The organism is Rhizobium sp. 01N447_2, from assembly GCF_056399245.1.
This window is the reverse complement of record NZ_JBFTQY010000009.1, coordinates 93409-106895: the sequence shown is the minus strand read 5'-3', so window position 1 is coordinate 106895 and position 13487 is coordinate 93409. Positions and strand designations below refer to the sequence as shown.

8 protein-coding genes are annotated in these 13487 nt (G+C 61.8%); 7 read left to right on the top strand and 1 reads right to left on the bottom strand.

Annotation, left to right across the window (positions count from 1 at the left end; all coding sequences use genetic code 11):
- The first annotated feature begins 5 nt into the window (after nt 1-5).
- From AC1ECN_RS07630 to AC1ECN_RS07605, 6 genes are all read left to right on the top strand, one after another.
- Entirely contained in the window at nt 6-1073 is a 1068-nt protein-coding gene (locus AC1ECN_RS07630) for an ABC transporter permease (RefSeq protein ID WP_033181959.1), read from the top strand.
- Nucleotides 1070-2005, top strand: a complete 936-nt coding sequence (locus tag AC1ECN_RS07625) for an ABC transporter permease (protein WP_477952640.1) — start codon at nt 1070-1072, stop codon at nt 2003-2005. Before AC1ECN_RS07630 ends, AC1ECN_RS07625 begins: the two co-directional genes overlap by 4 nt.
- Complete coding sequence (locus AC1ECN_RS07620) at nt 2002-2835, top strand: ABC transporter ATP-binding protein (protein WP_020052145.1); 834 nt, start codon at nt 2002-2004, stop codon at nt 2833-2835. Before AC1ECN_RS07625 ends, AC1ECN_RS07620 begins: the two co-directional genes overlap by 4 nt.
- Nucleotides 2832-3581 carry an ABC transporter ATP-binding protein gene (locus tag AC1ECN_RS07615; protein ID WP_130662483.1) on the top strand — a complete coding sequence of 250 codons (750 nt, stop codon included), beginning with the start codon at nt 2832-2834 and terminating at the stop codon, nt 3579-3581. The genes AC1ECN_RS07620 and AC1ECN_RS07615 overlap by 4 nt, the downstream gene beginning before the upstream one ends.
- A gap of 162 nt (nt 3582-3743) precedes the next feature.
- Nucleotides 3744-3932: a hypothetical protein gene (locus AC1ECN_RS07610; protein WP_130662482.1), complete on the top strand. Its 189-nt coding sequence runs from the start codon at nt 3744-3746 to the stop codon at nt 3930-3932.
- Between the two features lie 128 nt (nt 3933-4060).
- Complete coding sequence (locus AC1ECN_RS07605) at nt 4061-4225, top strand: hypothetical protein (RefSeq protein ID WP_003543858.1); 165 nt, start codon at nt 4061-4063, stop codon at nt 4223-4225.
- A gap of 168 nt (nt 4226-4393) precedes the next feature.
- On the opposite strand, the gene AC1ECN_RS07600 is transcribed toward AC1ECN_RS07605, so the two are convergent.
- Nucleotides 4394-4582, bottom strand: a complete 189-nt coding sequence (locus AC1ECN_RS07600; RefSeq protein WP_130673285.1) for a hypothetical protein — start codon at nt 4580-4582, stop codon at nt 4394-4396.
- A gap of 294 nt (nt 4583-4876) precedes the next feature.
- On the opposite strand from AC1ECN_RS07600, the gene AC1ECN_RS07595 reads away from it, so the two are divergent.
- On the top strand, nt 4877-13396 hold the full coding sequence (locus tag AC1ECN_RS07595) for a glycoside hydrolase family 94 protein (protein WP_018071960.1): 8520 nt from the start codon (nt 4877-4879) through the stop codon (nt 13394-13396).
- Nucleotides 13397-13487: the final 91 nt, after the last annotated feature.

Genomic DNA, 13487 nt, shown 5'->3' with positions numbered 1-13487 from the left:
GTGACTTGAGCACCGTCGAAACAACGCAGGAGGCGCGGCCCCGAAAGGGCCGTGCTAGGGCCTTTGCGAAGGCGTTAGGGCGGTTCCTGTTTGCCGCCGTCACCACCTATCTTGGCCTGCTGGCCGTCACCTTTTTCATCGGCCGCGTCGTGCCGATCGATCCCGTGCTCGCCATCCTCGGCGACCGCGCGCCCAACCATGTCGTCGAACGCGTACGACAGGAAATGGGTTTCAACCTGCCGCTCTATCAGCAGTTCTTCATCTATATCAAAGGCATCCTGTCCGGCGATTTCGGTAATTCGGTCCTGACGACCAATCCCGTCATGGTCGATATTCGCCGTGCATTTCCGGCGACGGTCGAGCTTGCGACGCTCGGAACGCTCATCGGTGCCTTCGTCGGCGTGCCGCTCGGCGTTCTCGCCGCGGTGCGTCGCGGCAGCATCGTCGACCAGGTGGTGCGCGTCATCGGCCTGATCGGCTATTCGGTGCCGATCTTCTGGCTGGCGCTGATTTCGCTCGTCATTTTCTATGCACAATTACGCTGGGTGGCCTTTCCCGGCCGCATCGACATCGTCTTCGAATACACGTTCACGCCGATCACCGGCTTCTATCTGTTGGACAGCGCCTGGCAGGGGCAGTGGGATGTCTTCTATGATGTCTTCCGCCACATCATCCTGCCCGCCTCCCTGCTCGGCTATTTCTCGCTCGCCTATATCAGCCGGATGACACGCAGCTTCATGCTGAACGAGCTTTCCCAGGAATATATCGTCGCCGTGCGCGCCAAGGGGCTTTCGGAAACGCGGGTGATCTGGGGCCATGCGCTGCGCAATGCAGCCGTGCCGCTCGTTACCGTCATTGCGCTTTCCTATGCCGGCCTGCTGGAGGGATCGGTGCTGACCGAGACTGTCTTTTCCTGGCCGGGCATCGGGCTCTACATCACCAATTCGCTGCAGAATGCCGACATGAATGCTGTGCTCGGCGGCACGATCGTCATCGGTACGGTCTTCATCGGCATCAACCTTCTGTCCGATCTTCTCTACCGGACACTCGACCCGAGGACGCGAAACCGATGACGGTTACCGCCAGCCCATCCCAGCCGATGAGCCGCCGCGAATGGCTGCTCTCCGACCGGCCGCAATCGCGCCTGCAGGCCCGCCTCGGCCGCACCTATGTCACCTGGCGGCAGTTCACGGCAAACCGACTTGCCGTCGTTGGTCTGCTGATCATCGTGGCGCTGCTTTTCATCGCCGCCTTTGCCGATGTGCTCGCCACACATAATCCGGTGGTCGGCGATCTGCGCAATGCCCGGCTGCTGCCGCCCGGCACGGGGGAATTCTGGCTCGGTTCGGATGACCAGGGCCGTGATATCTATTCCCGGCTGATCTACGGATCGCGATTGACGCTGCTTGTCGTTGCGCTCGTCGCCGTCATCTCGGCGCCGATCGGGTTGATCGTCGGCACCRTCTCCGGTTATGCCGGAGGCTGGGTGGATGCGGCGCTGATGCGCATCACCGATATTTTCCTTGCCTTTCCGAAGTTGGTGCTGGCGCTCGCCTTCGTCGCAGCACTCGGTCCCGGCATCCAGAATGCGATCATCGCGATTGCGATCACCTCCTGGCCGCCCTATGCCCGAATCGCGCGCGCCGAGACGCTGACGGTGCGGCGTTCCGACTATATTTCGGCGGTGAAGCTGATGGGCGCCTCGCCGCTTCGCATTGTCGTGCGCCATGTCATGCCGCTCTGCATTTCCTCGCTGATCGTGCGTGTGACGCTCGACATGGCGGGCATCATCCTGACGGCCGCCGGTCTCGGTTTCCTCGGTCTGGGCGCGCAGCCGCCGCTGCCGGAATGGGGTGCGATGATCGCCTCGGGACGGCGCTTCATCCTCGATCAATGGTGGGTCGCGGCGATGCCCGGCATCGCCATCCTCATCGTCAGCCTCGGCTTCAATCTCCTCGGCGACGGCCTGCGCGACGCGCTCGACCCGAAGGAGAGCGGCCAATGACGACACTTCTGACGGTGGACAAGCTCAAGGTCAGCTACCCCACACGCACCGGCGTAATCGAGGCCGTGCGCGGCGTCTCCTTCACGCTCGGCAAGGAAAGGCTCGGCATCGTCGGCGAATCCGGTTCCGGCAAGTCGCAGACCGGACGGGCGATCATGGGCCTGACGCCGAAACACGGCATCGTCACGGCCGACAGGCTCAATTTCAACGGCATCGATCTCATCAATGCGTCCGCCGGCGAAAGGCGCAGGCTGCGCGGCAAGCGCATCGCCATGATCCTGCAGGATCCGAAATATTCGCTCGATCCCGTCATGTCGATCGGACGGCAGATCTGCGAGACGCTGCGCACGCATGAGAAGGTCGGCAAGGCGGAGGCGCGCGAGCGTGCGCTCGCCATGCTGGAAGCGGTGCAGATCCGCGATCCGAAACGTGTCTTCGACCTGCATCCGCACGAGGTCTCGGGCGGCATGGGGCAGCGGGCGATGATCGCCATGATGCTGATTGCCGGGCCTGAACTGTTGATTGCCGACGAGCCGACCTCGGCGCTCGACGTCACGGTGCAGCTCGACGTGCTGAGGATCATGGACAGGCTGGTGTCCGAGCGTGGCATGGGGCTGATCTTCGTCTCCCATGATCTGAGGCTGGTCTCCTCCTTCTGCGACCGCGTCATTGTGATGTATGCCGGAAAGATCGTCGAGGAGCTCGCGGCGGCCGATCTCAAACATGCGCAGCATCCCTATACGCAGGGACTGCTGAATTGCATGCCCGAGATCGGTGCGAACCGCCATCCTCTGCCGGTGCTCGACCGCAAGCCGGAGTGGGCGGCATGAGCGCAGCTCTCCAAGTCGACAATCTCAGCGTCATCTACGACCATTTTCATGCCCTGAAGGATGTCAGCATCGCCGTCGAACGCGGCGAATCCTTTGGCCTTGTCGGCGAGTCCGGTTCGGGAAAATCGACCTTGCTGCGCGCCGTTGCCGGACTTGCGCCGGTGAGCGGCGGCACGATCAACATCGACGGTGAGGTGTTGAAGGGTTCGAAGCGCAGCAAAGGCTTCTACCGGCGCGTGCAAATGGTCTTCCAGGATCCTTATGGTTCGCTGCATCCGCGCCAGACGATCGACCGGCTTTTGCTCGAGCCGCTTGCAATCCACGGTATCGACGACGGCGAGAGGCGCATCGCCCGCGCGCTTGACGAGGTCGGCCTCGGCAATGGTTTCCGCTTCCGATACCCGCACCAGCTCTCCGGCGGTCAGCGCCAGCGCGTGGCGATCGCTCGGGCGCTGATCGTGGAGCCGTCGATCCTGCTGCTCGACGAGCCGACATCGGCGCTCGACGCCTCGGTGCAGGCCGAGGTGCTGAACCTGCTGGAGCAGATCCAACGCGACCGCAAGCTCACCTTCGTGATGGTGAGCCACGATCTCGGTGTCGTCACCCACATGTGTGAAAGGCTCGCCGTGATGCGCAACGGCGCCGTTGTCGAGCGGCTGAGCTCGCAGGAACTGGCCAAGGGCGCGGTTCATGAGGACTACACGAGAAATTTGATGATCGCGAGCAAGGGTTTTGTCAAAGCCTGAAAGCCAATCTTTTCAAACCTTTGAAAAGAAAAGATTGGCGGCGGCGTTAAGGATAATGTTTTCCTAAAAGACGACCATTCAACTAGACTATTGACAGCTGCCTCGCTTCTGTCATGATCCTGTTAACGATTGTTAGCTTTCGTGATCGATGGAGGTTGATGCATGTTCTTTCTCGGTGGGATGACCATGGGTTACCTCGATCCTCCTGTGAGAGCCGATCGCCGGGAACAGATTTCCGCTTCCATTCCTCCGGAAAAGGACCGTCGGATGATCGAGACTTCCTCCAACCCGCCGCAGAATGAGAGTGCCGTCGAGCGCTCGCTGATCTGGGCATGGCGCACGCTCTGCTAAAAGGGCTGGTTGAATTTTCTCTTCCGTACGCTCTGGACGGAAATTTATCTCTACCTACTTGATAGAGAAAATAAGAATATAAGCGCGAGCCGCACAACCGGCCGCACGAGAAACAACGGAGGCGACATATGGCAGATCTGGGTATTTCGCATGCTCACGTGAACCAATATGGTTCCGTACCGACCAAGAAGCCGCTCACCACGCGCCACAGGCTTCAGACGATGCTCCACGGCGCGATCTTCACCGCGGCATTTCTGTTCGTCGTCGCCATGGTTTGCGGCGTCGTCGGATAATCGGTGGATGATAGGCGTCGGCAGATGCTGGCGCTGCGGCGGTTTCCGCCTCTATTGAATTCTGGAACATTTAAATTGTCTCGGCATTCTCCTGACACTCCAATGTGAAAAGGAGAGTGCTCACGAGATGACTTTTGTTATGGCTGATCGGCATTCCGATCTCCGTCATCATTCTTTCTCTATTTTTTCACGCCATCTGAAGCGTCCCACGGCGGCCTTGATCTCGAGCGCAAGTGGCGTGGGCCGCCAGCCGCCCAAACCGCCGCCAGGCGGATGGCAGGTAATCATGCGTCTTTCGTTTTTCTGAAATCGAACAGTTCCTGCGTTGCCGGAACCAGGTGCCGGCATTTTCGTCATTTCCACTGCCCAGACAAGCTCGCTGGGCGGCGGCGCATGCCTCCCGACTTGAATTTTCCAAAGGATGTCCAAATTTTCGACATGGCTTTCGCGGAGAGGGTATCGATGGTCTCGATCACCCGTCGGGCCGCGTCCTGATCAGGGCTTAGCCCGTTTGCATCGCTTGCCAAGTGTCGTCACCCCGGCTTCATCGATCTTTGAAGAATAGGGCTCCGTTCATGTAGCAGTCATGATAAGCAGTGCAAAAGGCTGAGCAAAACAGCCATAACTTCGTTTGGATCCAGAACCGAACCCATGTCTATTTCAAATCTTTCTCCGAGCCTTTCGCGCGAACCCGAGACGAAGCAGATCGATCATAACGATTCGATCCGCTCGACCTATCTTTCAATCGAGGACATCAAGGCGATGGGCGATGCGGTCGCCCGCAACGGCGTCGACAAGCTGCCGGCTTTCGCCCCCTTCGATTTCTTTGCGCGTCATAAGGAAAACGAGAAGGAAATCCTGCGCGTCTACCGGACCACGGCGACCGATGTCGAGGCTGGCGAGACCATCACGCCGGCGGCAGAATGGCTGCTGGATAATCACTATATCGTCGAAGAGGCGATCCAAGAGGTGCGGCGCGACTTCCCCCGCCGTTTCTATCGCGAATTGCCGACCATGGTCGTCGGCGGCGTCGAAGTACCGCGCACCCTCGTGCTTGCCTGGCTCTATGTCGCCCATACCCACAGCACGATCTCGCAGGAAAGTCTGACGGCGCTGGTCGATGGCTTCCAGGCCAGCGAGACGCTCAGGATCGGCGAACTCTGGGCGTTGCCCTCCCTCGTGCGCTATGTGCTMGTGGAAAACCTTCGCCGTATTTCGAGCCGTGTCGAAGCCAGTCGCCGCCTGCGCCGCCGCGCCAACGAGGCGGCCGACGAATTGGTGCGCCTGACCGACCCAGCCGGGGCGGCGGCCTATCTGAAGACGCTGGAACCGCTTGCCGAGGACAATACCTTTTCGACGCAGTTCCTCTATCGCCTGCGCGACGGCTCGCAGACGTCGAGCCTGGCGATCACCTGGCTCGACGAGCGGCTGGAAGAGCTCGGCCGCAACACCGAAGAGGCGACGACGGCCGAACACAGCCGGCTCTCTTCCGGCAACGTGACGATGGGCAACATCATCCGCAGCCTTCGCGAGATCGATGATGCCGAATGGTCGGTCTGGGTCGAGCAGGTCAGCCATGTCGACAAGCTCCTCTGGGAGCATTCGGATTATGGCATCCTCGATTCCGGCTCGCGCAACAAATATCGCAAACAGATCGAGAAGCTGGCCAAGCGCTCGCCGCTGTCGGAAATGGAAATCGCCCAGCTGGCGCTCGACATGACCGATGCCGCCAAGGCCTCCGGCGAGCCGCAGCCGCATGAACCGAATGTCGGTGGCTTCCTGTCGGGCGCGCAGCGGCCGAAACTCGAAGCACGGGCGAACTATCGCCCGACGGTCATCCAGCATTTCGTGCGTGCCGTGCGCCGGTTCAACTGGCTGGCGATTGCCGTGCCCGTCATGCTGCTGACGGTCATCGCCATGGCGATCGTCGGCAAATTCATGGCGAATGCCGGCATGGGTGCGATCGAAATCGCCCTGCTGCTGATCATGTTCTCAGTGCCGGCATCGGAGGGGGCGACAGGTCTCTTCAACACCGTGCTGTCCTTCTTCGTGACACCGGCGCGCCTCGTCGGCTACGAATTCAAGGAAGGCATTCCGGAGGATGCGCGCACGCTGCTCGTCGTGCCCTGCCTGATCTCGAACCGCGACAGCGTCGACGACCACGTGCGCAATCTCGAGGTTCATTATCTCGCCAATCCGCGCGGCGAGATCTATTTCGCGATGCTCAGCGACTGGCCGGATAGCGAGGCCGAGGAAACGCCCGCCGATCTCGAGGTCCTCGATTATGCCAGGCGCGAGATCGCCAATCTCTCCGCCCGCTATGCCTATGATGGCAAGACGCGTTTCTATCTGTTGCATCGCCGTCGCCTCTATAATCCCTCGGAAGGCGTCTGGATGGGCTGGGAGCGCAAGCGCGGCAAGCTGCACGAGCTGAACATGCTTCTGCGCGGCGACCGCGACACGACCTATCTGCCGGGCGCCAATGCGGTGCCGGCCAATGTGCAATATGTCATGACGCTCGATGCCGATACGCGCCTGATGCGCGATGCCGTCACCAAGCTCGTCGGCAAGCTCTATCATCCGATCAACCGCCCGGTCATCAACCCGAAAACCGGCCGCGTCGAAAGTGGTTATGGCGTACTGCAGCCGCGGGTTACTCCGTCGCTGACGACGGGAAAGGACGCGTCGGTCTTCCAGCGCGTCTTTTCGATCAACCGCGGCCTCGATCCTTATGTCTTCACCGTTTCCGACGTCTATCAGGATCTCGCGGGCGAAGGCACATTCACCGGCAAGGGCCTTTATCAAGTCGATGCCTTCGAAGCGTCTCTGAAGGGCCGGATCGACGAGAACTCCGTGCTCAGCCACGATCTTCTTGAAGGCTCGATGGCGCGTTGCGCGCTCGTCACCGATCTCGAGCTGGTGGAGGATTTCCCGATCCGGTACGAGGTGGAAACCTCGCGCCAACATCGCTGGGCGCGCGGCGACTGGCAGCTTCTCCCCTACATGTTCAATCCGAATTACGGCGTCACGGCACTCGGCCGCTGGAAGATGTTCGACAATCTGCGCCGTTCGCTGACGCCGATCGCCTGGTTCTTCGCCTCCGTGCTCGGCTGGTATTTCATGGGTCCGCTCGGCGCGCTTATCTGGCAGATTCTGCTGATCTTCTGCCTCTTCGTTGCGCCGACGCTGTCGCTCATCAACGGCATCATCCCGCGCACCAGCGATATCATCGCCCGCGCCCATCTCTATACGGTCTGGTCCGATATCACGGCCGCCAATGCGCAGGTTGCGTTGCGCATCGTCTTCATCGCCGATTCGGCTTGCATGATGGCGGATGCGATCGGCCGTTCGCTCTATCGCCTCTTCGTCAGCCGCAAGCTGATGCTGCAGTGGCGGACCGCCGCCAGCGTTCAGGCCGGCGGCCAGGGCACGTTGATTTCCTACTACAAGGCGATGTGGCATGCGCCGGCGTTGGCGCTGCTGGCGCTCGGTTTTGCAGCCCTTCCCGGCGACAACGCCTTCCTCGTCGGCATTCCCTTCGCGCTGCTGTGGATGTTCTCGCCGGTGGTGGCCTGGTATGTCAGCCAGTCGGCTGAGACCGAGGATCGGCTCGAGGTTGCCGATTCCGTGTCGAGCGAACTGCGCAAGATCGCCCGGCGCACCTGGCGCTATTTCGAAACCTTCACGACGGCCGAGCAGAATTATCTGCCGCCGGACAATATCCAGGAAACGCCGCATGTGATCGTTGCGGCGCGCACCTCGCCGACCAATATCGGCGTCTATCTGCTTTCCGTCGTTTCCGGCCGGCATTTCGGCTGGTTCTCCTTCGAGGAGACGCTCGAGCGGCTGGAGCAGACGATCGCGACGATCGACAAAATGGAGAAATTCCGCGGCCATCTGTTCAACTGGTATCACACCGATACGCTGCAGACGCTTGGGCCCCGTTATGTCTCGGCCGTCGACAGCGGCAATCTCGCCGGTCATCTGATCGCGATTTCGTCGGCCTGTCGCAACTGGGCCGAGGCGCCGTCCGCCCATATGCAGGGCAATCTCGACGGCGTCGGCGACACGGCCGGCATTCTCGGCGAAGTGCTGGCGGACCTGCCCGATGACCGCAAGACCGTGCGCCCGCTGCGCCGGCGCCTGGAGGAGCGCATCGTCGGCTTCCAGAACGCGCTTGCCGCCGTCAAGCGCGAGCACGAATTCGCTTCGATCCGCATCATCAACCTCGCCGTTCTCGCACGCGACATCGAGAAACTCGCCGCCAATCTCGACCATGAGGTCAAGTCGAAGCAGAGCGAAGAGGTCACCCTGTGGGCGGCATCGCTGGTGAAGGTCTGCGAGGCGCATATATCAGACAGCACCTTCGATCTTTCCAAAGTCGATGCGCTGAGGCCGCGCCTGGTGGCGCTGCGCGACAAGGCGCGCGATCTCGCCTTCTCGATGGATTTCGGCTTCCTGTTCCGGCCGGAGCGGCGCCTGCTGTCGATCGGCTACCGCGTCGAAAGCGGCGAACTCGACCAGGCCTGTTATGATCTTCTCGCCTCGGAATGCCGCCTGACCAGTCTCTTCGGCATCGCCAAGGGCGACCTGCCGACGGAACACTGGTATCGCCTCGGCCGCCAGGTCGTGCCTGTGGGGTCACGCGGCGCGCTGGTCTCCTGGTCCGGCTCAATGTTCGAATATCTGATGCCGCCGCTCGTCATGCAGGAACGCGGCGGGGGTATCCTCAACCAGACCAACAATCTGGTCGTCATCGAACAGATGAACTATGCCCGCAAGCTCGGTATTCCCTGGGGCATTTCGGAAGCGGCCTTCAATGCCCGCGACCACAACCTCAATTATCAGTACACGAATTTCGGCGTGCCGACGCTCGGCCTGAAGCGCGGCCTCGGCCACAATGCCGTCATCGCGCCTTACGCATCGTTGCTTGCCAGCCAGTACGACCCGCCGGCCGCGCTCGAAAACCTGCAGAGGCTGCGCAAGGTCGGGGCGCTCGGCAAGTTCGGCTTCCACGACGCCGTCGACTTCACGCCGACGCGCGTGCCGGAAGGCAAGAAATGCGCGGTGGTATACAACTATTATGCCCACCATCACGGCATGTCGATCGCGGCGGTCGCCAACGTCGCCTTCAACGGTCATCTGCGCGAGCTCTTCCACTCCGATCCCGTCATCGAGGCAGCAGAGCTGCTGCTGCAGGAAAAGGCGCCGCGCGACATTCCGGTCATGAGCGGCAAGCATGAATCCGACACGCCGGCCAGCATCCAGGATGATCTGTTGCGGCCGGAGCTCAGGAAGATCAGCGATCCGGCTTCGCGCGACCGCGAGCTGGTGTTCCTGTCGAACGGTCATTATTCGCTGATGCTGACGGCGACGGGTGCTGGTTATTCCCGCTGGAACGGCCTTTCCGTTTCCCGCTGGAAAGCCGATCCGACCGAAGACCGCTGGGGCAGCTTCATCTTCCTGCGCGATACCGCCACCAACGAATGGTGGTCGACGACATCAGAGCCGAAGGGTGTGGAAGGCGAAAAGATCAAGGTCGAATTTGCCGACGAGAAGGCGCAGTTCACCAAGACGGTCGGTGACCTGACAAGCGAGGTGGAATGCATCATCGCGACCGAGCATGATGCCGAGGCCCGCCGCGTCACCCTGCTCAACATGGGCACGGAAGACCGTTTCATCGAGGTCACCTCCTATCTCGAACCGGTGATCACCTCCGACGATACCGACAATGCGCATCCGGCATTCGCCCGCATGTTCGTCAAGACCGAGATCGGCAAGCGCGGCGACGTCATCCGCGCCGAACGCAACAAACGCGACCCGAACGAGCCGAACATCAGCATCGCACATCTGATCGTCGACAATGCCGGCGACACCCGCCATACCGAATTCGAGACCGACCGGCGCAAGTTCATCGGCCGTGGCCGCAGCCTTGCCGATGCGGCGGCCTTCGATCCGGGCGCTACGCTTTCCGGCAGCGACGGTTTCATGCTCGATGCCGTCATGTCGCTGCGTCGCACCGTCCGCGTGCCGGCTGGCAAGAAAGTCAGCGTGATCTTCTGGACGATCGCGGCGCCGACCCGCGACGAGGTCGACAAGGCGGTCAATCGCTACCGTCATCCCGACGCCTTCACCCACGAGCTCGTTCAGGCCTGGACACGCACGCAGGTGCAGATGCGCCATGTCGGCGTCACCTCGCAGCAGGCGGCGGCCTTCCAGCATCTCGGACGCTATCTCGTCTATCCCGATATGCAACTGCGCAAGGACGAGGCGACCGTCGAGGCCGGCTTGCAGTCGCAATCGGCGCTCTGGCCGCTGGCAATCTCCGGCGACTTCCCGATCTTCACGCTGCGCATCAACGACGACATGGATCTCGACATCGCCCGCGAGGCGCTGCTGGCGCAGGAATATCTGCGCTCGCGCGGCGTCACCGCCGATCTCGTCATCATGAACGAACGCGCTTCTTCCTATGCGCAGGACATGCAGCATGCACTCGACGCCATGTGCGAGAACGTCCGTCGCATGGGTCAGGCAGACGGATTGCGCCAGCATATCTTTGCGGTTCGCAAGGACTTGATGGAGGAGAGCACCTATCGCGCGCTGATCGCGGCTTCGCGTGTCACGCTGCATACCAAGAACGGCAAGGTGGTCGACCAGATCAACCGCGCCGTGGCGCTGTTTGCACCCTCCAAGGAGGAACTGCAGGAGAACGAACGGGCCGAGCGCAACAAGCCCCCCGTCAAGCGTGTTGCACCTGTGCCACCGCCTGTCGTGCCTGCTGTCGTCATCGAGGAGGAAGGCGATCTCGACTTCTGGAACGGCATCGGCGGCTTTGCCCGCGATGGGCGTGAATATGTCGTACGCCTGCCCGGAGGTCATGCGACGCCGCAGCCCTGGATCAATGTCATCTCCAATGACAGATTCGGCTTCCACGTGTCGGCGGAGGGCGCCGGATTCACCTGGAGCGCCAATTCACGCGACTATCAGCTGACCTCCTGGTCAAACGACACCGTGGTCAACCGTTCGGGCGAGGCGTTCTATCTCGCCGATCTCGACAGCGGTGCCGTCATGACGCCGTTCGCAGCGCTTTCCCGCCGCCCGGACATCCGTTTCGAAGCCCGCCACGGGCTCGGCTATTCCGTCTTCTCCAGTGTTCAGCATGAGATCGCGCTCGAGCTGACGCAGACGATCGACCGCGAAAAGCCGGTGAAACTGCAGCGCCTGCGCCTGCGCAACACCGGTTCGACCGGCCGCAGGCTGCGTCTCTACGGCTATGTCGAATGGATCCTCGGCAGCAATCCGGGACGCACGGTGCCTTTCATCCTGTCGAGCCATGACGAGGAGACGGGGGCGCTGTTTGCGACCAATCCCTACAGCATCGATTTTTCCAACCGCACTGCGTTCTTCGCGGCGAGCGAGACGCTTTCTAGCTTCTCGGCAAGCCGGCGCGAATTCATCGGCAAGGCGGGAACGATCCAGGCGCCGCAGTCCGTCATCTCCGCCGCCGCCCTTTCCGGCGCGACCGAACTCGATGGTGATCCGGCCGCGGCTCTTGCGATCGACATCGAACTTAGCGCCGGCGAGGAGCGCGACTTCACCTTCTTCCTCGGCGATACGCCGACGGAAGAAGAAGCGCGCACTGTCATCGCCGATATTCGCAAGGCTTCGTTCGACGATGCCGTCGAGGCGAACCGCGCCTTCTGGCGGGATTTCACCGGCAGGCTGCAGATATCGACGCCGGATCGCGGGATGAACAATCTCGTCAATACCTGGCTGCCTTATCAGAGTCTCGGCTGCCGCATCATGGCCCGCACTGCCTTCTACCAGGCAAGCGGTGCCTTCGGCTTCCGCGACCAGCTGCAGGACACGCTGGCCTTCGTGCTGCACGAACCCTCGCTTGCCCGCCGGCAGATCCTGAATGCCGCTTCGCGCCAGTTCCGCGAAGGCGACGTGCAACATTGGTGGCTGCCGGGAACGGGTGCGGGCGTGCGCACGCTGATTTCGGACGACGTCGTCTGGCTCGCTTACGCGATCCATCACTATTGCAACGTCACCGGCGACAAAAACGTCCTCGACGAGGAGATCGCCTTCCTGGAAGGGCCGGCACTGCTCGAAGGCCAGCACGACTCGTTCTACAAGCCGGAGATTTCCGAGGACAAGGCGAGCGTCTACGAACACGCGGCCCTGGCGCTCGATCTCGCCATCGCTCGCAAGGGGGCTAACGGCCTGCCGCTGTTTCTTGGCGGCGACTGGAACGATGGCATGAACCGCGTCGGCATCGGCGGGCGCGGCACCAGCGTCTGGCTCGGCTGGTTCCTGGCGGGCGCATTGCGCTCCTTCATTCCCTATGCCGAAGAGCGCGGCGACACGGCCCGTGCAGAGCGCTGGTCGGCGCATCTCACCGAGCTGAAGAAGGCGCTGGAAACTGCGGCCTGGGATGGCGGCTACTATCGCCGCGGCACGTTCGACGACGGTGCGCTGCTCGGCTCCAGGGAAAGCCCCGAATGCCGGATCGATTCGATCGCGCAGTCCTGGAGCGTGCTGTCGGGCGAGGGCGATCCGGCCCGCGCCGTCACGGCGATGGATGCGGTGCTCGATCAGCTGGTCGACGAGGATGCCCGCATCATCCGGCTGTTCACGCCGCCTTTCGTCAATTCCGCCAGGGATCCCGGCTATATCAAGGCCTATCCGCCGGGTGTGCGCGAAAACGGCGGGCAATATACCCATGCCGCGACCTGGGTCGTGATGGCGCTGGCGGAGCTGAAGCGGGGCGACGATGCCTTCCGCTGCTTCCAGATCCTCAACCCGATCACCCATGCGCTCGACAAGGCTTCAGCGGAGCAATACCGCGTCGAACCCTATGTCGTGGCGGCCGACGTCTACGGAAACGAGCCTTATACGTCGCGCGGCGGCTGGACCTGGTATACCGGGTCTGCCGGCTGGCTCTACCGCGCCGCCGTCGAGGGCATCCTCGGTATCCGGCTGAAGGACGGCCGGCTCTATGTGCGCCCGTCGCTCCCGTCGGAATGGGACGGTTTTGCGGCAGAGGTGGAGCAGGGCGACGGCAAATACCGCATTTCGGTCTCAAAAGCGTCCAATGACAGCGGCTACACTCTGTCGATAAACGGCTGCGAAGTCACCGATCCCGAAGAGGGATATCCGCTCGGATAACAGCGTTCTCCACGCTGAAAAACACGGCGATTCGCGACGGCCAAAAGGGAACCCTTTTGGCCGTCGTCGCGTTTGCAAATCGGATAATAAG

Bases quoted from the DNA above. Each gene is read 5' to 3' on its own strand.
- AC1ECN_RS07620 (WP_020052145.1), top strand. From the start codon at position 2,002: ATGACGACACTTCTGACGGTGGACAAGCTCAAGGTCAGCTACCCCACA.
- AC1ECN_RS07615 (WP_130662483.1), top strand. From the start codon at position 2,832: ATGAGCGCAGCTCTCCAAGTCGACAATCTCAGCGTCATCTACGACCAT.
- AC1ECN_RS07610 (WP_130662482.1), top strand. From the start codon at position 3,744: ATGTTCTTTCTCGGTGGGATGACCATGGGTTACCTCGATCCTCCTGTG.
- AC1ECN_RS07605 (WP_003543858.1), top strand. From the start codon at position 4,061: ATGGCAGATCTGGGTATTTCGCATGCTCACGTGAACCAATATGGTTCC.
- AC1ECN_RS07600 (WP_130673285.1), bottom strand. From the start codon at position 4,582: ATGACGAAAATGCCGGCACCTGGTTCCGGCAACGCAGGAACTGTTCGA.